Consider the following 19,834-nt stretch of genomic DNA (forward strand, 5'->3'; position numbering starts at 1 on the left):
AGAGCCTTCGGCTCAGCGCTTTCGAGCGCTAACCGGCGACCCGGCCGCGGACCGGCCACTTCGTGGCCGTCCCTCCCCAGGGGTCGGGAGTGCGGTGGTTGGTAGTGCGGTCATGGCGGATTAAGGGCGCGCGCGTGTCCGCGGGCCTGAGGGGCCGCCGGTGCGGGGCTGGTAGTGCGGTCATGGCGGGCTTGGGGTGTGCGGTGTGTTGTCGAAGTGCTGGGTCAGCTGGCTACCGGCGGGTCTTCGGCATCGAGCGCGGCCAGTAAACGGTCACGCAGCGACGGAGGCGGTGCGGTGGGGGTTGCGGACGCGAGTTCGGCGAGCACTTCGCGGGTACAGCGAAGCTCTCGCAGGAACTCGGTACACAGGGTTGGGTCTTCGGTATCGATGATGGTCTGGATCGCGTGATGGTCTTCGTCGTCGATCAATCCGAGCGCGACGGTGTGCGCGAGATCGATCTGGGCTTCGTTCATCTCACGTCACCCCCAAACTTTTCTTCAGTCGTGTCAATCCGTCCCGAATTCGGGACTTAACGGTCGGTAACCCGATGCCGAGGTATTGAGCTACCTCCGCGTAGGTCCGCCCGCCGTAGTAGGCGAGCGAGATCGCCTCGCGTTGGGTCTCGGTGAGGGTCGAGAGCCCGCGCTGGACGGCCTGTTGTTCTAGTCTGCGTTCCACCTCCTCGGTGACCTCGTCGAATTCGTGGCCGAGCACCCGGATCCCGTACGCGACCTCGCGCTGGGTGTGGGCTTGCTCGGCGCGAACCCGGTCGACCGCGCGCCGGTGTGCCAGCGTCATCAGCCAGGTCACCGCCGACCCCTTGGCGGGGTCGAAACTCGTGGCGGTTCGCCATATCTGGAGGTAGACCTCCTGAGTGGTCTCCTCCGCGTACCCGGGATCATGGAGTACCCGCAGTACCAGGCCGAAAACGCGCGCCGATGTTCGGTCGTACAGTTCGGAAAATGCCTGCTGGTCGGACAGACCACATCGTTGCAGCAGTGCAGCTAGCTCGACTCCTTCGGCCGCGCGTGCGGTAACCGCAGAATCCACGCTCGGTGGAAAGGCTTCGCTTCGGAACCCATTCTGTGTCATCGGTCACGAATGTAGCCCGAGGCTATGACCCCCTCGCGGCCGGGGGTGTCTTTATTCGGGTGCCAGCTGTTTGCTAGGGATTCGGCGCGCCGGGGTCAGCGGATTGGAACAGATTTGCCAACCCCGCCAGACGAGGTCCGTGGGGTTCTCAGACGGCCATCCGCCGCCGGTTGCGGCGGGCGTGCATCTCGCGTTCGGTCTCGGACATGCCGCCCCAGATGCCGTAGGGCTCGCTGACTTTGAGGGCGTGGGTGCGGCACTGCATGAGGACGGGGCAGGCCCGGCAGATCTCCTTGGCGCGCATCTCGCGTGCCGTGCGGGCGCGGCCGCGTTCGCCGTCGGGGTGGAAGAAGACCGCGGAGTCCTGACCGCGGCACGAGCCGCGCATCTGCCAGTCCCAGACATCGGCGTTCGGTCCGGGGAGGTGGGTGGGCATGGGCATGTGAACTCCTTGTGGCGCGAGCTCGTCAGCGTTGTCGAGCGAGTGGTGCGGCAGGTCAACGCGGCACCCGATGATGGGTGGCCGGCTCGACGGTGCCTGACGGTGCCGCTCGGAGGTCGCTGCGATTTCGCGCGGCGCCAACCGTGGCGATGAGCTACGTTAGGTGCAGGCGGGAAATTCCGTCAATAGTTCGGCGCATGAGTTCAGTAAATCTGCGGCGCTGAAATTTAACCTCCTCACTATTTACATTCCACACCCGATCCCTCCATACTGTTTGGTTGGCTATGGATCGGGCGTCTCTCCGTCTCTCGGGCTGCCTCGGTTGTCCCAGGTCGCGCCGGTAGGGGCCCGGTTCGTGCCGGCGACGCTCCTGGTGAGCGGGTGTGATGGATCACAAGGGGCCTCGCGGGCTGACTCCGTAAAGATGGCGTAAACGGGGCGCGAAGGTTAATTGCGCGCAACGCATGTGAATTCGAGACTTTGCGGTAGCGGCATCGGGGAGCGGAGATTTACCTGATGGCAACATCGGCGCTCGAGAGAAATGCTGATTGTTTGCTGAATAGGCGTTCCTTGGTCATAACACGCGAACCGTCCAGGGCTGGTCGCGGCTAGAGTCTCGGCGTGCAGACAAAGGCCTCACCCGCGGATATCGGTTCCGAAATACTCGTTTCGACTGCCTTCGGCACCACTCCGGGCTTGGCCGCTACGGAGTTGCCGGAGCCTGCGGACCCCTTGTCGCGGTGGTACCGCGCGGTCGCGCTCGGCGGGCAGGGCCGCTACGCCGCCGCCCGTGCTGACCTGCTGATATCAGCCCGGACTACGACAGATCCCGGCCTGCGATCCCTCGTCGAGAGCACCCGGGGATCACTGCTACGCCAGCTCGGCGGCCACGCGGCGGCGGCAGCGTTCGACGGCCGCGCCGCGACGATCGGATTCGGCGCCACGGGTGCGGCCCGCGCCGAGGCGCTCGCCGACGCGTATACGGGTCTAGCCGCCGACGCGCTCGGCGTCGGCCGACTCGGCCTGGCGCACAAGCTGCTCGGCCGCGTGCGACCACTGCTCGCCGAGGCGCCCCCGCGAGCGGAGGTGCGCTGGCATTGGGTGCGCGCCGAGACCGCGCTCGCCGGCGGGGAAGCAGGCCGAGCGCTGCGCGACGCGGTCGCGGCTGTCGACCTCGCCGCGGCGCTGCCGTCGGTACGCCACCAGGTGAAATCGGCACTGCTCGTCGCGGCCGCGACCGCCGCGACCGGCGACCTCGCCGAGTCCGCGGAACTGGCCGGCCGGGTCGACGCGCGCTGCCGCGAAAACGGCCTTCTCCCACTGCGCTGGGCCACCGCGATGCTGCGCTCGGGAGTCGCCGAACCGGCGCAAGCGCGCGCCGCGGCGGACGAAGCCGCAGATCATGGCGCCCGTCTACGGGCCTGGGGTGGCGACATCGCCCCGCTCGGTGCGTGATTCGCTGCGGATGATCTTCCTGAGAGCTCGGTTAGAAGCGACCACGCCCGCTGGCGGCCGATCCGGGGGTCGCTATTGTTAGTCCGTTCCGCCTTTTCGGTGGAAGCTCGGTCACATTCGACCGCGCCACTCGTAACGCCAGGAAAATCTCTGACGATGACGCATATGGGCGAAGAGTTGGACCTCGCCGTCGCTGCGGCTGCGCAGGGCGACAGGACCGCTTTAGCTCGGGTATTGGAACTGGTCCGTCCCTTGGTGGTTCGCTACTGCAGGGCACGGATCGGAGCCGCGGAGCGCGGACAGCTCTCCGCGGACGATGTTGCGCAAGAGGTCTGTATGGCTGTGATGACCGCCCTGCCCCGCTATCAGGACCAGGGTCGGCCCTTCATGGCCTTCGTGTATGGAATCGCTTCGCACAAGGTCGCCGACGCCCATCGCAACGCCGCCCGTAACAAGGCGGAGGCGATGGCCGAAGTACCAGATGTCATATCCACCGACCACGGACCGGAACAGCGGGCTCTCGACTCGGAGACGAGCAGGCAGATGAACACTCTGCTGGCAACGCTCCCCGAGAAGCATCGAGAAATCCTGATCCTGCGCTTGGTCATGGGTCTGTCAGCAGAGGAAACCGCAGTCGCCGTGGGCAGCACGGCGGGGGCGATACGGGTTGCCCAGCACAGGGCGCTCGCGAAACTGAAGTCACAAGTGGCGAGGGCAGGTGAAATGTATGGCTAGGGATGGCGAGCGCGGTCTAGGCGACCGGAAAGTTTGGCAGCGCGGATCGCACGACAGCGGTCCCTACGCCGCCGAGGACGCCGGTGACTCCGGACCGGTCGACATCGCGGCGGTGCGCAGCGATGACGCGCTGATCGACGCGATCTCCAGCGATGGTCCGGTGCGTACCGACAGTCCCGAAGAGTTCCAGCTGGCGTCGTTACTCGCGGATTGGCGGGCCGACCTACTGGCCGAGCCGATGCCCGCGGGCCCTGATCTGGACACCGTGTTCGCGGCGGTCAATCAGGAGATCGGCGCGCGGCAGGTTCGAGTCGGAGCTTCCTCGCGCGGACGTCTACGGCTGGTCCGCCCGATTTTCGGGGCAGCAGCGGCACTGTCGCTGGTGTTCGGCGGTATTACGGCCTTCGCGTACAGCGCGGCTCCCGGCGATCCGCTGTGGCGGGTCAAGGAGGTCGTGTTCAGCGAGCAGGCGCAGTCCACCGTCGTACAGTACGCCGACGAAGATCTGCTGGCCGCCCAGAACCTGCTCACCTCGGGCAATCCGGAACAGGCGAAGGCCAGGCTGGAACAGGCTTCGGCCAACGCGGGCCAAGTCGACGACAAGGGCAAGCGCGAGGATCTGATCGCGCGCTGGAACCTGCTTCGTGATCAGCTGCTGAAGGTCGCGCCGGAGATCGGCGCGCAGTTGCCGCCGGCCACGTCCGAGCCGGGCAAGCCGACTTCCGCGGTGCAGGTCCCCCCGACGACGAACCCGGGCACCACCGCTCCGGTGGCACCGACAGCTCCCGGCCAGAGCACCACCGATCCGTCCACCCAGCCGCCGGTCATCATGCAGACGCCAGGTCCGGAGACCAAGCCGGTGGTTCCGCCGGTCGAGCCGACGCAACCGCCGGTGACCACCCCGCCGCCGGTGACCCCGCCGCCGGTCACTGTCGATCCGACCACACCGCCGACAACCATCGTCGAACCACCGCCGGTGGTGACCGTGCCGACGGTGGTCCCGACGGTTGTCCCCACGTCGGCGACGCTGCCCCCGACGGTGCCCCCCACCTTGCAGTTGCCGCCCGCGGTGACGATCCTGCCCGCGCCGCCGATCGTGCCGTCTTCCTGAGTAAGCATTTCTGCGCAACGATGAATTGAACCAACGACGAAGGCCCCGAACAGGTTCGGGGCCTTCGTCGTTGTTCGGGGGCGTTTTCCGGTGCGGGCCCGCGTCATCCCCCGCGCACGCGTGACCGGAGCGGGGGGAGCGGGCCTCGCGACAGGCTCAGCTGTGCTGAGTCGCCGCCAGAGCTCAGTTGTCGAACCCGTCGAACCCGTCGCCGTGGAACGCCTCGTTCATCGACGCGTCCGCGTAACCGCGGCAGTAGTCCCACGTGACGTAAGCCTCGGGGGTGGGATCGTAGGCGGGTTCATGTGGACGGACGGTGCCGTCGACGAGTAGCTGCAGCAGGTTTGCCCGCAGCATGTCCCAGTCGTGGTAGTGATCTTGCCGACAATCCTCACAGCTGACGACCAGGCCGCGAATGCCGCGGTGGGCCAGCAGGGCTTCGTATACGGCGAGGTCTGCGAGATCTTCCTCGACCGCTAGGCGCTCATGAGGATCCAACGGCTCACCGGGCTCGATCGCATCGAGCGCGGCAGACGGGTCGGAGGGGTCTCCGGCGAAGGGATCCGGCGGCAGGCCAGGTGGTAGATGGTCACGCACATCCCCACGGTACGCAGTACTTGGTGCATCGCGCCAGCGATGCACCGGGCAAGTTTTGCGGAAGGGCTCACTTCACAGGCGTGTCCGGGCGCCGGATACCATGGAATGCAGGCGTCGGCGACTTTGTTCTTGTCGACCATCCGAAAGCTTTTTCCGCTCGAGCACCGTCGCACTGTGTCCAGTCGCGTCGGTTGCTATGACGACCAGGAGGGGTCGATCCGAATGAGTAATCCCGTGTCGGGCGAACGAATCGCGGTGCGCCCTCCTACGGGGGGCGACGATCCGACCAAGATCGCCATGCTCGGCCTCACGTTCGACGACGTGCTGTTGCTGCCTGCGGCCTCGGATCTCATCCCCAGCTCGGTCGAGACATCCAGTCGGCTGACCAGGGAAATCACCCTGCGCACGCCGCTGGTGAGCTCGGCCATGGACACCGTCACCGAGGCGCGCATGGCCATCGCCATGGCGCGTGCCGGCGGTATGGGCGTGCTGCACCGCAACCTATCGGCCGCCGATCAGGCCGCCCAGGTGGAGACGGTGAAGCGCTCCGAGGCGGGCATGGTGACCGATCCGGTCACCTGTCGTCCCACCGACACTCTCGCCGAGGTCGACGCCATGTGCGCGCGCTTCCGCATCTCGGGTCTGCCGGTGGTGGACGAGACCGGTGCGCTGGTCGGCATCATCACCAACCGCGACATGCGCTTCGAGGTCGATCAGGATCGCCGCGTGGACGAGGTGATGACCAAGGCGCCGCTGATCACCGCGCGTGAGGGTGTCACCGCCGAGGCCGCGCTGGGTCTGCTGCGCCGCCACAAGATCGAGAAGCTGCCGATCGTCGACGGCAACGGCCGCCTGCGCGGGCTGATCACGGTCAAGGACTTCGTCAAGACCGATCAGTACCCCAACGCCACCAAGGACCGCGACGGCCGCCTGCTGCTCGGTGCCGCGATCGGTGTCGGCGAGGATTCCTGGTCGCGTGCCATGACGCTGGCCGACGCCGGGGTCGATGTGCTGGTTGTCGACACCGCGCACGGCCACCAGGCGCAGGTGCTGCAGATGGTCGCCAAGGTCAAGGCCGAGGTCGGTGACCGGATCCAGATCGTCGGCGGCAACGTCGCCACGCGTGCTGGTGCCGCTGCGCTCATCGAGGCGGGCGTCGACGCGGTGAAGGTGGGTGTCGGCCCCGGCTCCATCTGCACCACCCGCGTGGTCGCCGGTGTCGGCGCGCCGCAGATCACCGCGATCCTCGAAGCCGTCGCCGCCTGCAAGGCCGCCGGTGTGCCGGTGATCGCCGACGGTGGCGTGCAGTACTCCGGCGACGTCGCCAAGGCCATCGCCGCAGGCGCGTCCACCGTGATGCTCGGCTCGCTGCTCGCGGGTACGGCCGAGTCGCCCGGTGAGCTGATCCTGGTCAACGGCAAGCAGTTCAAGAGCTACCGCGGCATGGGCTCCCTCGGTGCCATGCAGGGCCGCGGCCAGGCCAAGTCGTACTCCAAGGACCGCTACTTCCAGGACGACGTGCTCGCCGAGGACAAGCTCGTCCCCGAGGGCATCGAAGGCCGTGTCCCGTTCCGTGGCCCGGTCAACCAGGTGATCCACCAGCTCGTGGGCGGCCTGCGCGCCGCGATGGGCTACACCGGTTCGCAGAACATCGAGCACCTCCAGGGCGCGCAGTTCGTGCAGATCACCGCGGCGGGTCTCAAGGAGAGTCACCCGCACGACATCACGATGACCGTCGAGGCCCCGAACTACACCGGGCGCGGCTGAGTACAATAGATGCGTTTGTGCGCCGGGAGGTACGCTCCCGGCGCACAGCCATGCAGACCGTCAGGTCTGCGAAAACGCGCGCACACGCGCGCCCGAACACAGGGAGCAACTGTGCGTGACATGGTCGAAATCGGTATGGGGCGGGTCGCCCGTCGGACCTATGAGCTCGACGACGTCGATATCGTGCCCTCGCGGCGGACGCGTTCGTCGAAGCTGGTCTCGTTGGCTTGGCAGCTCGACGCCTACCGTTTCGAGATCCCGGTGCTCGCGCACCCCACCGACGCGCTGGTCTCGCCCGAGTTCGCGATCGAGCTGGGTCGCCAGGGTGGCCTCGGTGTGATCAACGGCGAGGGCCTCTGGGCGCGCCACGCCGACGTGCAGGCCAAGATCGACCAGCTGCTGGATCTGGTCGACAAGGGGGGTTACGAAAAGGCCATCTCGCTGCTGCAGGAACTGCACGCCGCGCCGATGCAGCCCGATCTGCTGGCCGCCGCCGTCGCGCAGGTCCGTGCGGCCGGGGTGACCACCTCGGTGCGCGTGAGCCCGCAGAACGCCCGTGCGCTGACCCCCGCGCTGGTCCAGGCAGGCGTCGACCTGCTGGTCGTGCACGGCACCATTATCTCCGCCGAGCACGTCGGTGGCGACGAGCCGCTCAACCTCAAGACCTTCATCGCCGAGCTGGATGTGCCGGTCGTGGCCGGTGGCGTGAGCGATCACCGCACCGCCCTGCACCTGATGCGCACCGGTGCGGCGGGCGTCATCGTGGGCTACGGCTCGTTCCCCGGCGCCACCACCACCGGCGAGGTGCTCGGCATCGGTGTCCCGATGGCGACCGCGATCGCCGATGCCGCCGCGGCCCGTCGCGATTACCTCGACGAGACCGGCGGCCGCTACGTGCACGTCATCGCCGATGGTGACGTGGCCACCTCGGGTCAGCTGGCCAAAGCCATCGCCTGTGGCGCCGACGCCGTGATGCTCGGTGTGCCGCTGTCGGCGTCGGCCGAGGCGCCCGGTCGCGGCTGGTACTGGCCCTCGGCCACCGCGCACCCCTCGGTGCCGCGCGGTTCGTTCCTGCCGGTCGACGAGGCCTGGCTCGACGGCCCCGACGGCGCGGTGACCCGCCCGAGCCTCGAGCGCGTGCTCTACGGCCCCTCCGACGACCCGTTCGGCTCGCTGAACCTGGTCGGTGGCCTGCGTCGGTCGATGGCCAAGGCCGGCTACTCCGACCTCAAGGAATTCCAGAAGGTCGGGCTGAGCGTCCGCTAACGCACGTGGGTCAGTGAGACCCGATCCCTCAGGAACCGGGAGATCGCGGTATTGACCGGTTCCGGGTGGGTCATCGTGACGGCCAGGCGGGCGCCATCGATCTCCACGAAGGTGGAGGCGGTGAGCCCGTCGGCCAGCGTGCGGGCCCGATCGCCCGCGATACCGCTGCGCGTGGCGTGGATGATCAGTGCCGGGCAGGTGATCTCGCGTAGTCGGTCGAGTACCGAATCGCGCCCGAGCAGGCAGCCGACGGCAGCGTCGAGCCCGCTGTGGGCGTCGCCGACCCAGCGCCGGGTCCAGATGTCTCGGTACCAGGTGTCGTCGCCGATGAGCCAGTCGGCCAGGCGGCCCGCGGCTTCCTCACGAGAGCTGCGGTCGTGCCACTCGTCGAGGAACCGCTGGGTGGCGGTGGACTGGTCAAGGGTCGGCCCGTGCGCCTCGGTACTGATCAAGATCAGCGCGGCGACCCGTTCCGGCGCGACCAGCGCGGTCCGCAATGCGGTGAAGCCCCCTTGCGCCGTCCCGCCGACGATGGCGCGTTCGGCGCCGATCGAGTCGAGCACGGTCAGCGCGTCGCGCGCCGCTGTCCAGTAGGTGAAGGGCAATCGCTGGTCTTTGGTGCGGCCGTGACCGCGCGCGTCCCAGGCGACGATCCGGAATTCGGGGGAGAGTGCGGCCTGCTGCGAGGCGAACATCGTGCGATCCATGAAGAATTCGTGGGCCAGCAACACCACCGGACCCGTGCCACCGCTGTCCTCGTAGTAGATGTCGGCATCGATCGCGCGGGCGAATGGCACGAGCACGAGGATAGCCAGAGCCACCGCGCCACGCCCAACAATGGGGGCGCGTCGTGCACAGTCACTACGGCGAGTCCGGGCTCCGGCGATGCCCGCTGCTTGCTCGTCTCACCCCGTCACTAAACTGTGGCGGTGGCAGATACTCAGAGACCGGTCCTCGTCGTCGACTTCGGCGCGCAGTACGCCCAGCTGATCGCCCGACGGGTGCGTGAGGCGCGGGTGTTCTCCGAGGTGATCCCCCACACGATGACAGTGGAAGAGATCGCCGACAAGCAGCCGCTGGCCGTGATCCTGTCCGGTGGTCCGTCGAGCGTGTATGCCGAGGGCGCACCGCAACTCGACGCGCGGCTGTTCGATCTCGGTGTGCCCGTGTTCGGCATCTGCTACGGCTTCCAGGCGATGGCGCAGGCGCTCGGCGGCACGGTGTCGCACACCGGCACCCGCGAATACGGCCGCACCGAACTGAACATCGACGGCGGTGTGCTGCACGGCGGCCTGCCGACCATTCAGCCGGTGTGGATGTCGCACGGTGACGCGGTGACCGACGCCCCTGCGGGCTTCGAGGTCACCGGTACCACCGCGGGCGCCCCCGTCGCCGCGTTCGAGGATCGCGCGCGTCGGCTGGCCGGTGTGCAGTACCACCCCGAGGTGCTGCACTCCCCGCACGGCCAGCAGGTGCTCAGCCGCTTCCTGCACGAGCTGGCGGGCATCCCCGCGCAGTGGACCCCGGCCAATATCGCCGGGTCGCTGATCGAGAGTGTGCGCGAGCAGATCGGTGACGGCCACGCCATCTGTGGGCTGTCCGGTGGTGTCGACTCCGCCGTGGCCGCCGCGCTGGTGCAGCGCGCGATCGGTGACCGGCTCACCTGTGTGTTCGTCGACCACGGTCTGCTGCGGGCCGGTGAACGCGAGCAGGTCCAGCAGGACTTCGTCGCCGCGACCGGGGCCAAGCTGGTAACCGTCGACGCGGTGGACAAGTTCCTCGGTGAGCTGAAGGGCGTCTCCGATCCCGAGGAGAAGCGCAAGATCATCGGCCGCGAATTCATCCGCTCCTTCGAGGACGCGGTGGCGGGCATCGTCACCGAAGAGGGTGCGGCCGAAGGCAGTGCCCCGAAGGTCGAATTCCTGGTCCAGGGCACCCTGTACCCGGACGTCGTCGAATCCGGCGGCGGCACCGGCACCGCGAACATCAAGAGCCACCACAATGTCGGTGGCCTGCCCGACGACCTCGAGTTCGACCTGGTCGAGCCACTGCGCCTGCTGTTCAAGGACGAGGTCCGCGCGGTCGGCCGCGAACTGGGCCTGCCCGAGGAAATCGTTGCCCGCCAGCCCTTCCCCGGCCCCGGCCTCGCCATCCGCATCGTCGGCGAGGTGACCGCCGACCGGCTCGAACTGCTCCGCCAGGCCGACGCCATCGCTCGCGAAGAGCTCACCGCGGCCGGTCTGGACAAGCAGATCTGGCAGTGCCCGGTCGTGCTGCTGGCCGACGTGCGCTCGGTCGGTGTGCAGGGTGACGGCCGCACCTACGGTCACCCGATCGTGCTGCGTCCGGTGTCGAGCGAGGACGCGATGACCGCGGACTGGACCCGGCTGCCCTACGACGTGCTGGAACGGATCTCGACGCGCATCACCAATGAGGTGGCCGACGTCAACCGCGTGGTCCTCGACGTGACGAGCAAGCCGCCGGGCACCATCGAGTGGGAGTGAATTAAGCCGGCCGTGGCGGTTGCGCCACCTGGGTGAGCAGGAGCCTGCCCAGGAGGAAGCCGCCGGTGTGCGGTCGGTGGGTGGCCGGCGACAGGACCTTCGCCAGTGGGGTTTCCGGTTGCTGATCGGATTTGTCCATTGCCCTTGTCTCTCAACTGGTCCCGTATACAGCAATGGCCCGTCACGGTGACGGGCCATTGCTGGTTTCTGGGGGTTGTCCTTCGGTCAGTGGTGTTTACGGCTGGGGGTCAAAGTGAGCAACAGGCCGATGACGATGGCCGCGATCACCACGCCCCAGCCGATGGGCAGGATCCCGCCGCCGTCGGGGGTCGGTGCGCCGAGCAGTGCCCAGACGCTCACCGCGAGCGCGATCAGGCCGATGGTCAGCAGGGAGAAGGCCGGTCGGCGCCTGGTCTCGACGTTGTTCTGCTCAGCCACGGGTCACCTCCACGTCGCCGACGTGCATCTTGATCTTCAGGTCGAGCACCGGTGCACCGGGGGTGTCCGGTCCGCTCAGTCCTTCCGTGCAGGTCGAATCGGCTACTCGGATGTCACATGTCGTATTCACTGTCATCCCTTCGGGCAGTTGCACTTTCGCGTCACCGATATTCACCGCGACCTCGACGCTGCGGGACTCGGTGAGGGTCAGGCCACGCAGATCCAGCGTGCCCGAACCGATGTCGAGGGCGTAGCGCGGCTGCAGTTCGGTCACCGAGGTCGGTGCCCAGACGCGGTCGCCGACGGCGCCGGTGTTCTCGAAGTCGATCGGCCCGATCAGCGAGGCCAGCACCACGAATCCGGCCAGCGGGGCGGTGAGTACCAGCAGTCCGTATCCGCGCCGCAGGAACGCGCCAGCGACGAGGCCGAGGCCGACCACGGCGAGTGCGAAGGCGGCGATTCGCGCGGGGGTCATCCATTCGACGCCCGATGCCGCTGCGGCGCCTGCCAGCGCCGCGGCGAGGATCGCCAGGCCGATGGTGACCGGAGTCAGCCGGGAGCGTGGACGTTTCGGTGCGGGCTGTGGTGGCGCAACGGGCGCGTAGTGGGGTGCCGCTTCCGGGAGTTCCCAGGCCAGCGGTGCGACGGCGAGCGGGTCCCAGCCGTTGGGCACCTGCGCGTTGATTCGAGGGGGTTCCGGTGCGGTAGAGATAGTTCCGGGGAGGCTCTTGTGCAGAACCGCACTGGTGCCGGTCTCCTCGGCCTCAGACAGCGGGCTGTCCGTACGTTTGCCGAGATCGATGGGCGCGACCTCATCATCAACCGGACGAACCGGATCCGCGGTCGGCTCACTCGGGACCGTGGCGGCTTGCGGTGTGTCCGAAGCCGACGTGTCCGCCCCGTCGGTGAGTGCCGAATCAGGCTTGCTGGATTCTGCCGGTGTCACTGTGATCCGAGCGGTGTCGACCGTATCCGAAGTGGTGTCACCTGTTTCGTCGATGTCCTTGTGCAGGACGACCGTCTCGGCCGTGTCGACACGCAGCAGTGGGGTGGATTCGGCTGTGGCCGTGTGGTTTTCCGCACGGGCGGGCGCCGGATCGGGTACGTAGGCGTCGGGGAGTTTGGTGTAGGGCGTGTACATCCCCGTCGTCGGCATCTCCGGGTTGAACGGATAGCCGCGCACCGGTCCACCGGTCGGGTAACCCGCACCCGGATAGCCCGTCGTGCCGAGCGGCGCGCGGTAGGCATCGAACCCCGCCGGCAGCTCGGGATGACGCAGGTACAGCATCCACCAGCCTGCGAGCATCAGCCCCAGGCTCACGACCCCGCCCCCGCCCATCCCCAGACCGATCGGCCCCATGGCCGACACGGCGATAGCCAGCGCGACGATCAACACGATCGTCTTGGTCTGCGAATGCGACCCCCGATCGTGCGCCGACAAGGCCTGCGCCGCCGACACCTCGTTCCCCGCCGACCCCAGCACCAGCCAGCCCAGCAGGTACAGCATGATCCCGGCCCCGCCGAAGATCGTCGACACCACGAAGGCCACCCGAACGAGCACCGGATCCACCCCATACCGCAACCCGAACCCCGCCGCCACACCGGCGATCGGCCCCTGCCGAGGCAGCCGGACGGGCCGCGTCTGCCACATCTGGTGAACCTGGTCGGCGAAGCTCGTTCTGCTCATGCCATCCATGGTGTGCCGAGCCACCCCTTTCGCACATCGGGGGTAACCCTGAGAATTTCCCGGGTTCAGGGGCAGGGGGAGTGGTAGGGGACGTTCGCGATGTGACCGCGCCAGATGGCTTCGGTGAGTGGGCCGGTGGACGCGCAGATCCGGGTGGCGACAGTCTCGGCGTCGAGGTCCCACACGCCGAGCTGGCCGTTGTCGGTGACGATCATGAGCTGTTCGCCACGGGGGTGCATGGTCACCTGTCGGTCGCGACCGTCGGCGGGGCCGAGCGGACCGCTGTACTTGCGCGGTGCGTGCGGGTCGTCGAGATTCCACACCCCGGTCGTGCCGTCGTCGCTCGACACGGCCAGCTCGGTGCCGTCCGCCGACGCGGATACCCAGCTGATCGGCCCGATTTCGGTGCGGACAGCGTCGATGAGCGGGGTGAACGTCTCGGGTGCGTCGGCATCCCACAGGCCGAAGCGATCGGCCTTGGTGACGGCGAGGGTCCGGTTGTCGGGCAGGAACTGAGACGGCTGTAAGACGGTGTTGAGTTCTACGTCGGTTTCGGCGATCAATCGTGGGTGCGCCGGGTCGTCCAGATTCCAGATCTGGCGGGTGTAATGCTGCTCCCAGTCGCCACGGTGGTCGACGAGCATCACTTCGACCAGGCTACCGTCGAAGCTGAAGCTGCCACCGACGACCTTTCCGGAAGTCGCGGTGATCGGCGACCCGAGGGGCTTCGGCGCGACGCGGTCGGCGACGTCCCACATCTGGACCGAGTCCGGGAAGGTCAGCAGCATCCGGTTGCCTTTGACAGTCGAGCTCTCGGCCTCGCCGGTCGGCCAGCTGGGCAGTGGTCGTGGATGACGTGGATCGTCGAGGTCGAAGACGATCCGCCGCTTGCCGCCCATATCGTGCAGGCTCAGTGTGCGTCCGTCCGGACTCAGGACAGGGTTCGACAGCGCCAGTACGTTCGGGATCGTGGTCAGCCGGGTCGGGCGACGCGGATCGGTAGTGTCCCAGACCCCCACGTCGCCGGTCCTGGTCACCATGGCCATCCGATCTCCCGCTCGATCGAACACCGGACCCGACGGCATCCTGGGAATCACGTCGATCGTCGACCGGGGCAGCGTCCAGGTGCGTAGCAGGCCGTCGTGCCCCGCGCTGATGAGTACCGGTTCGCCGGGGAGGAAGAGCATCGACGTCGGTCCGCCGCTGCACAGGGAGGCGCGAGCCTGTGGGCAGGCGGCCGGGCTGACCGACAGGGCGGGGCCCGCTTGCACGGGTTGGGCCGGGTCGCTGATGTTCCACAGTCGTGCGGCCTCGTCGGAGCCGGTGGCGAGAAGGTTTCCGTCCTGGTGAAAAGTGATCGAGGCCAGCACGTCGTTGTCGACGCGAGTCGAGGCACCGAAGGTGCGGGGGCGGCGCGGATCGGTGATGTCCCAGAGTTCGAACTGACTCGACGGTGCGCTGCTGGTGCCCTTCGCGCCGTGTGTGCCGATCGCCAGGCGGGTGCCGTCGGGACTGAGGGTGACCTCTTGGAGGAAGTCGCCGGCCATCGTCGAGATCGGCGGTCCGAGGGGACGCGCTGTGGCGGTGTCCCACAGCTGCACGGTATCGGGGACGCCGGTGTCGAAGGTGACGGAGCCGACCGCGAGCACCGTGCCGCCGGGGCCGAATTCGACGGAGTGGTGATCACCGGCGAGTGGACGGGAGACGGTGCGCGACGGCCGTGACCGATCGCGGATGTCCCAGAGAGTGAGCGTCGATGCCTCGACCTCGGCGAGTCGGGTTCCGCTCGAATCGATGGCGATCGTGTCGGCACGGAGGGTATCGAGAGTGTGGATCAGGCGCGGCGACTCGGGGTCGGCGAGATCCCACAGCTGGGTGCCGGCATCGCCGAGGGTGACCGCGTCGGTGCTGCCCGGGATGAAATCGAGCTGGTGGGTTCTCGTGCCGAGCGAGGTGGTGAGTCGGCGCGGTCGCGCGGGATCGCGCAGATCCCAGAAGGCGGTGTCGCCTACGTAGTCGATCGAGACCAGTAGTGCGTCGGCCGGGCGATATGCCAGCACGGAGATGCCCCGCTCGTGGGCGGGCACGGTGACGGCCAGTGGTGCGTCCTGGCTGTTCAGCAGCTGGGTGCGCGTCGCGTCGTCGGGCCGGATTCGGTACGCGGCCAACAGGAACTGGGCCGAGATCGATGGGTCGCTGCTCCGGGTCCGGCTGGCGGCGGCCACGAGTTCGGCGTAGTCGCGGTCCAGTGCGCGCTGATCGGCGAGCCGGGTGCGGTCGATGGCGATCACGCCGGTGGCAAGCAGCGCGAGCACCACCACGATCGCCCCGATCCGCCATCGCCCACCGATCCGGACGGCTCGCCGTGAGGCCTTGAGGAAGGCACGCACACGCGGACCGATCGGGGCACCTCCGGTGTGCTCGCTCGCACTGTCGAGCCGGGTGCCGCGATACAGCAGTGCCGAATCATGGCCCGCTGCTTCCCATTCGGCCGCATCGTGCTCGAGCCGCTGTCGGACCTGGTGTCCGACTCGGTCGGTGTCGATCCAGCCGCGCAACCGGGGCCATGCGGTCAGCACGATCTCGTGGGAGAACTGCACCGAGCCCGCGTCGAGAGCGATCAATCTGCTGGCCGCGAGCACTTCCAGCGCTTCCGCTGTGGCGTCGGGGTCGCCGCTGCGGGCGAGTAATTCGGCGCGGTCGACGGTCCGTCTCGTATCGCGTCCATCCTGTCCGACCGTGACGAGCGAGCCGAGCAACTCCTGCGCGGCGCCCTGCTGCGCCGCGGTGAGCTCGCTCCAGGCCAGTTCGGCGGTCTCGGCGACCGACCCAGCGACTCCGCCGGTCTTGCGGTAACCGGCGACCGTGAGTTTGCGGCCTTCGCGTTGCTGCCAGGTCGCGGACATCACGTGGGACAGCAGTGGCAGCGCGCCGGGGTCGTAGCCGTCGGTGCTGAGGTGCCCGCCGAGCCCGCGCAGTTCGGTGAGTACCAGCTCTTCCAGGCCTGGTTCGAGGGTGAGTCCGGCGGCGGCCGCTGGGCCGGTGATCGCGTGCGACACCTCGTCCATGGACATCGCGCCGAGTAGGTAATTGGTGCGCTGCAAGCTGTTCCGCAATATCGGGTAGTGCAGGCATTGTTCGTAGAAGTCGGCGCGCAGCGCCAGCACGACCGTCAGCGAATCGGGTAGGCCTGCGAGCGCCGCCAGGAACGCCACCCGTTCGGCCTCGTCCTGACACAGGGTGAACAGTTCCTCGAACTGGTCGACGATCAGGACCCGCGGTTCATCGGTCAGCGTCGCGGCGAGTCCGGCGGTCGGCGTCGCACCCGGCGTCATGGTGGCGGCGGGCAGGTCGATCGCCGGTCGCAGGCCCGCCGCCAGCAGCGAGGACTTGCCCGCGCCCGAGGCGCCGATCAGTACGACGATGCCGGTGGTGGCGCGGACCAGTTCGACGAATTCGGTGGTGGCCTGCTCGCGTCCGAAGAACATGGTGTGCTCCTCGGGTAGGTAGGCGCGCAGGCCGGGGTAGGGGCAGGTCTCGCCGTCGCCCGCGGCCGCTGTCCAGGTGACCGACTCCTGCCACAGCCGTCGCCATTCGTGCGGGTCGGCCAGTGTGCGTGGAAGATCGCGCTGGGCCTTCTCGGTCATCTCGACGAGCGTGAGGACCACCGGCAGCAGCGATTCGAAGCGAGCGGGCACATTGCGCCCGGCCTTCCAATCGCTGATCCGCTGCGGTGACGGGGTGCCCGCCTGCGCGCCGCGCATTCGTCGTTCGGTGGCCGTGGCGACCCGGCGCAATGTCGGATTGCCCGCTGCGGCATAGAGTTCGGCGAATCGCTTGGCGAAATGCGCTCGCGGCGAAGAACTCTGCGTATCACTGATGGTCAATGAACCCCCCGTTCGATGAAAACGACCGAGGGTCATGATATTCGGCTGGACCGGGACCCGGCGAGTTGCCGGGTCCCGGGTCGGCTCACAGGAACATGGTGTCGCCGAAGACCGAGTTCGTGGCGCTCACCTGTCCGGTGCTCGCGGTGACTGTCGCCCACGAATAGACATTGAGCGGCCCACCGCAGTTGCCCACCATCAGATGGAAGTCACGGTTCACCAGATAGGTGGTGCCCGCACCGAGGGACATCGATCCCACATCGATCTTCTTGATCTCGCCCGGCGCGAGCGACAGGCTCAGATCCATGCCGGCCGTGATCGACGGACCGATATCGACGGACGCGTCGGGACCGGAGGAGCCGAACCCGATGCTCGCCCCCGCGCTCGCCGAGATGCCGCCGTTGAACCCGACCGACAGGGTCAGGTCCACCGCGCAGGCGACGAGATAGCCGGAGGTGATGTCGCCGGTCGCACCGAGCGGTGCGGTGACGTAGGCGGTGTTGTCGAGGAACACCTCGCGATTGGTCGGCATCGCGTTGAGCGGGGGGACCAGCCGGTAGGACTCCTCGGTATGGCCGAGGGTGAGTTCGAAGCCGGCCGGCCCGTGATAGGTCGTCTCGTGTGGTGCCATCGGCGTCGCCGAAGCGATCGGTGTCATCCCGATGGTGCTCAGTCCGATAGCGGCGGCACCCAGCACGGTGGTGATGATGTTCACGTCGTTCCTCCCCTGAAGCGGAGGCCGTCATTCCGGCCTGCCATCAACGTAGGAAAGCCTCGGCGGCCGGGCTTTCGGAGCGTCTGCGCATCGGCTTAAAGGGCCTGTTGAGGACCCTGTGGCCGGGTTTCCGGTCCGGCGTCCGGCGCCGCCGGATCGGCCCGTTACCGGATCCGACATACCCCCAGGTAGAGCCCTATTTCTGTCCGGACCGGACAGGCTGCCGCCCAGGTCAGCGCCGGATCGCCGACATCGGGGACGAGATCAGGGACTTTCCTGATGTCGGCACCCCCTCCCGCGTGCCACTATCGAGAGCATGGATCCGTCTGTTCCCGCCCGCACTGCCGCCCAGGGGTCCGCCGCCCCACCCGGGCCCGGCGCCGCCGCCGGGAACAACGCCACCCACTACCCGGTCGGCCCGCCCGCGGGCGGCACCGGCAACAGCTCTGTGCCCGGTAATGGTGCCGCGGGCTGGGGCGGCAGCGGAGCGAGCTCCGCGCCCGGTCATCAGCCGGGGATCAGCACGCCCGCTGTCGGTCGTGCGCCGATGCCCGCGAACGGTTTCCGACCGGGTGATTCGGCAGGGCCTTCCGAGGGGCCGGGTGCCGCGGCGAATCCGCGGTTCGGCGGGCATCGACTGCGCGGTCCGCACCGTTTCGTAGAGCGCGCGTTCGGGGGTGCGCCGGTGGTTTATGGGCCGCCGCAGCAACACATCCCGCCCCAGCAGTACCGGACCGCGCCGGGCTACGCCCAGTATCCACAGGGCTATGGCGTGCCTCGCGGCTATCGGCCCATGCTGCCCGTCCCCGGTCCTGAGCCGATGGGCGCGCCGGTGCCGGAGACCCCGCGCATGGTCCGTCGCAGCGGTGGGCGGGTGGTCGGGGGAGTCGCGGGTGGTCTGGCCGACCATCTCGGTGTCGACGTGATCAAGGTGCGGCTGGCGTTCGTGCTGCTGTCCGCGCTGGTCGGTGCGGGGCTGGTGGCCTACGGGCTGCTGTGGATCTTCACCCCTGGTGGCGAGGACGCCGCGAAACCGACCGGTGACGAGCGCAGGCAGGCGATCGGGCTGGCCCTGCTCGGGCTCGGGCTCGCGGTGACGGTGGGGTGGCTGTTCCAGGGGACCGCGGCGCATGTGATCGCGCCGATCGTGGTGGTCGCGGTCGGCGCCGCGCTGGTCTGGCGCGAATACGACGTCGCCGCACCGGGACCACGGGCACTGTTCGGGCTGCCCGCGCGACCCTCGGTGGTCACCTGGTCGCGCATCGTGGCCGGGGCGACGCTGATCGTGGTCGGGCTCGGGGTGGTGGTGCTGGCCAGGATCGATCTCAGTTCGCTCGGGTCGGCGCTGATCGCGGTGGCGGTCACCCTGGTCGGCGCGGGTCTGCTCACGGTGCCGCTGTGGTTGCGCATGGTCCGCGCGCTCAATGCCGAGCGCGGCGCCCGCATCCGCAATGAGGAACGCGAGGAAATCGCCTCCCACCTACACGATTCGGTGCTGCAGACGCTCGCGCTGATCCAGCGTCAGGCCGAGGATCCCCAGGAGGTGCTTCGCCTGGCCCGCAGCCAGGAGCGCGAGCTGCGCAAGTGGCTCTTCGACGACACCGCGCCCGCCCAGTCCAGCCTGGCCACCGCGCTGCGCACCATCGCGGGCGAGGTGGAGGACCAGCACGGCGTGAAGGTCACCCCGGTCACCGTCGGCGATGTGGCGATGGATCCCGGCGACACCGGCGCGGGCCTGCCCAAGGAACATTTCACCGCCCTGCTCGGTGCCACCCGCGAGGCACTGGTCAACGCCGCCAAACACGCGGATGTCCCCGAGATCGACCTGTTCGCCGAAACCGAACCCCACCAGGTGAGCATCTTCGTGCGCGACCGCGGCGCCGGTTTCGACGTGTCGGCGGTGCCCGCCGACCGCCGCGGGGTGGCCAAGTCGATCTGCGCCAGAATCGAGCGCCGCGGCGGCACCGCCGAGATCGACTCGCACCTCGGGCGTGGCACCGAGGTGCGGATTGTCATGCTGCGCACCGACTCCGGGACCTCCGAGCCGGACGAGGTCGCGGCCGACGACGCGCCGACCACTCCACCGCGCCCAGATGACCGCGAGTCGGCGCCCGACCATCCCACCGATCGCTGAT

General features: G+C 68.3%; 17 protein-coding genes. 7 read left to right on the forward strand and 10 right to left on the reverse strand.

Going from position 1 to position 19,834, the window contains the following annotated elements:
• Positions 1 to 224: 224 nt before the first annotated feature.
• The 3 genes from ACFXKN_RS27745 to ACFXKN_RS27755 all read right to left on the reverse strand — a co-directional run bounded on the left by ACFXKN_RS27745 (position 225) and on the right by ACFXKN_RS27755 (position 1,537).
• Positions 225 to 476: a hypothetical protein gene (locus tag ACFXKN_RS27745; protein WP_378971741.1), complete on the reverse strand. Its 252-nt coding sequence runs from the start codon at positions 474 to 476 to the stop codon at positions 225 to 227.
• Position 477: 1 nt separating this feature from the next.
• The gene (locus ACFXKN_RS27750; protein WP_378971738.1) at positions 478 to 1,095 is read right to left on the reverse strand and encodes a sigma-70 family RNA polymerase sigma factor; all 618 of its coding nucleotides are present in this window, start codon (positions 1,093 to 1,095) and stop codon (positions 478 to 480) included.
• A 148-nt stretch (positions 1,096 to 1,243) separates the two neighbouring features.
• Positions 1,244 to 1,537: a WhiB family transcriptional regulator gene (locus tag ACFXKN_RS27755; protein WP_022567299.1), complete on the reverse strand. Its 294-nt coding sequence runs from the start codon at positions 1,535 to 1,537 to the stop codon at positions 1,244 to 1,246.
• A 621-nt stretch (positions 1,538 to 2,158) separates the two neighbouring features.
• On the opposite strand from ACFXKN_RS27755, the gene ACFXKN_RS27760 reads away from it, so the two are divergent.
• The 3 genes from ACFXKN_RS27760 (at position 2,159) to ACFXKN_RS27770 (ending at position 4,838) form a co-directional block, all read left to right on the forward strand.
• Positions 2,159 to 2,992, forward strand: coding sequence for a hypothetical protein (locus ACFXKN_RS27760; RefSeq protein WP_378971721.1), 834 nt, complete (start codon positions 2,159 to 2,161; stop codon positions 2,990 to 2,992).
• 156 nt (positions 2,993 to 3,148) lie between these two features.
• Positions 3,149 to 3,727, forward strand: a complete 579-nt coding sequence (locus ACFXKN_RS27765; RefSeq protein WP_378971718.1) for a sigma-70 family RNA polymerase sigma factor — start codon at positions 3,149 to 3,151, stop codon at positions 3,725 to 3,727.
• Positions 3,720 to 4,838: an anti-sigma-D factor RsdA gene (locus ACFXKN_RS27770; protein ID WP_378971710.1), complete on the forward strand. Its 1,119-nt coding sequence runs from the start codon at positions 3,720 to 3,722 to the stop codon at positions 4,836 to 4,838. The genes ACFXKN_RS27765 and ACFXKN_RS27770 overlap by 8 nt, the downstream gene beginning before the upstream one ends.
• Before the next feature lie 183 nt (positions 4,839 to 5,021).
• Here ACFXKN_RS27770 and ACFXKN_RS27775 read toward each other — a convergent pair whose 3' ends face one another.
• A complete protein-coding gene (locus ACFXKN_RS27775; protein ID WP_022567296.1) occupies positions 5,022 to 5,435 on the reverse strand; it encodes a DUF5319 domain-containing protein in 414 nt (137 codons plus the stop codon).
• A 222-nt stretch (positions 5,436 to 5,657) separates the two neighbouring features.
• On the opposite strand from ACFXKN_RS27775, the gene guaB reads away from it, so the two are divergent.
• Positions 5,658 to 7,202: an IMP dehydrogenase gene (gene guaB, locus ACFXKN_RS27780; RefSeq protein ID WP_378971700.1), complete on the forward strand. Its 1,545-nt coding sequence runs from the start codon at positions 5,658 to 5,660 to the stop codon at positions 7,200 to 7,202.
• 111 nt (positions 7,203 to 7,313) lie between these two features.
• Positions 7,314 to 8,468 carry a GuaB3 family IMP dehydrogenase-related protein gene (locus ACFXKN_RS27785; protein WP_378971692.1) on the forward strand — a complete coding sequence of 385 codons (1,155 nt, stop codon included), beginning with the start codon at positions 7,314 to 7,316 and terminating at the stop codon, positions 8,466 to 8,468.
• On the opposite strand, the gene ACFXKN_RS27790 is transcribed toward ACFXKN_RS27785, so the two are convergent.
• A complete protein-coding gene (locus ACFXKN_RS27790; protein WP_378971688.1) occupies positions 8,465 to 9,265 on the reverse strand; it encodes an alpha/beta fold hydrolase in 801 nt (266 codons plus the stop codon). The two genes, ACFXKN_RS27785 and ACFXKN_RS27790, sit on opposite strands and share 4 nt — an antisense overlap.
• Positions 9,266 to 9,397: 132 nt before the next feature.
• On the opposite strand from ACFXKN_RS27790, the gene guaA reads away from it, so the two are divergent.
• The gene (gene guaA / locus ACFXKN_RS27795) at positions 9,398 to 10,972 is read left to right on the forward strand and encodes a glutamine-hydrolyzing GMP synthase (RefSeq protein ID WP_378971682.1); all 1,575 of its coding nucleotides are present in this window, start codon (positions 9,398 to 9,400) and stop codon (positions 10,970 to 10,972) included.
• A 1-nt stretch (position 10,973) separates the two neighbouring features.
• Here guaA and ACFXKN_RS27800 read toward each other — a convergent pair whose 3' ends face one another.
• From ACFXKN_RS27800 to ACFXKN_RS27820, 5 genes are all read right to left on the reverse strand, one after another.
• Positions 10,974 to 11,111 (reverse strand): hypothetical protein, encoded by a 138-nt coding sequence (locus tag ACFXKN_RS27800; protein ID WP_378971675.1) that lies wholly within the window; start codon positions 11,109 to 11,111, stop codon positions 10,974 to 10,976.
• 86 nt (positions 11,112 to 11,197) lie between these two features.
• Entirely contained in the window at positions 11,198 to 11,410 is a 213-nt protein-coding gene (locus ACFXKN_RS27805) for a hypothetical protein (protein ID WP_378971672.1), read from the reverse strand.
• Positions 11,403 to 13,097: a PspC domain-containing protein gene (locus tag ACFXKN_RS27810; protein WP_378971669.1), complete on the reverse strand. Its 1,695-nt coding sequence runs from the start codon at positions 13,095 to 13,097 to the stop codon at positions 11,403 to 11,405. The genes ACFXKN_RS27805 and ACFXKN_RS27810 overlap by 8 nt, the downstream gene beginning before the upstream one ends.
• A gap of 65 nt (positions 13,098 to 13,162) precedes the next feature.
• Entirely contained in the window at positions 13,163 to 16,984 is a 3,822-nt protein-coding gene (locus ACFXKN_RS27815) for a hypothetical protein (RefSeq protein WP_378971662.1), read from the reverse strand.
• 85 nt (positions 16,985 to 17,069) lie between these two features.
• Positions 17,070 to 17,699: an MspA family porin gene (locus tag ACFXKN_RS27820; protein ID WP_378971658.1), complete on the reverse strand. Its 630-nt coding sequence runs from the start codon at positions 17,697 to 17,699 to the stop codon at positions 17,070 to 17,072.
• Between the two features lie 793 nt (positions 17,700 to 18,492).
• Here ACFXKN_RS27820 and ACFXKN_RS27825 point away from each other — a divergent pair.
• Positions 18,493 to 19,833, forward strand: a complete 1,341-nt coding sequence (locus tag ACFXKN_RS27825; RefSeq protein WP_378971817.1) for a PspC domain-containing protein — start codon at positions 18,493 to 18,495, stop codon at positions 19,831 to 19,833.
• Position 19,834: the final 1 nt, after the last annotated feature.

The sequence above is a fragment of the Nocardia sp. NPDC059195 genome (genome assembly GCF_042754695.1).
In the GTDB taxonomy this organism is placed as follows: Bacteria; Actinomycetota; Actinomycetes; order Mycobacteriales; family Mycobacteriaceae; genus Nocardia.

What these genes read in the sequence shown, in the direction of transcription:
- ACFXKN_RS27745 (WP_378971741.1), bottom strand. Translation starts at nt 476, where the DNA reads ATGAACGAAGCCCAGATCGATCTCGCGCACACCGTCGCGCTCGGATTG.
- ACFXKN_RS27750 (WP_378971738.1), bottom strand. Translation starts at nt 1,095, where the DNA reads ATGACACAGAATGGGTTCCGAAGCGAAGCCTTTCCACCGAGCGTGGAT.
- ACFXKN_RS27755 (WP_022567299.1), bottom strand. Translation starts at nt 1,537, where the DNA reads ATGCCCATGCCCACCCACCTCCCCGGACCGAACGCCGATGTCTGGGAC.
- ACFXKN_RS27765 (WP_378971718.1), top strand. Translation starts at nt 3,149, where the DNA reads ATGACGCATATGGGCGAAGAGTTGGACCTCGCCGTCGCTGCGGCTGCG.
- ACFXKN_RS27770 (WP_378971710.1), top strand. Translation starts at nt 3,720, where the DNA reads ATGGCTAGGGATGGCGAGCGCGGTCTAGGCGACCGGAAAGTTTGGCAG.
- guaB (WP_378971700.1), top strand. Translation starts at nt 5,658, where the DNA reads ATGAGTAATCCCGTGTCGGGCGAACGAATCGCGGTGCGCCCTCCTACG.
- ACFXKN_RS27800 (WP_378971675.1), bottom strand. Translation starts at nt 11,111, where the DNA reads ATGGACAAATCCGATCAGCAACCGGAAACCCCACTGGCGAAGGTCCTG.
- ACFXKN_RS27810 (WP_378971669.1), bottom strand. Translation starts at nt 13,097, where the DNA reads ATGAGCAGAACGAGCTTCGCCGACCAGGTTCACCAGATGTGGCAGACG.
- ACFXKN_RS27825 (WP_378971817.1), top strand. Translation starts at nt 18,493, where the DNA reads ATGCTGCCCGTCCCCGGTCCTGAGCCGATGGGCGCGCCGGTGCCGGAG.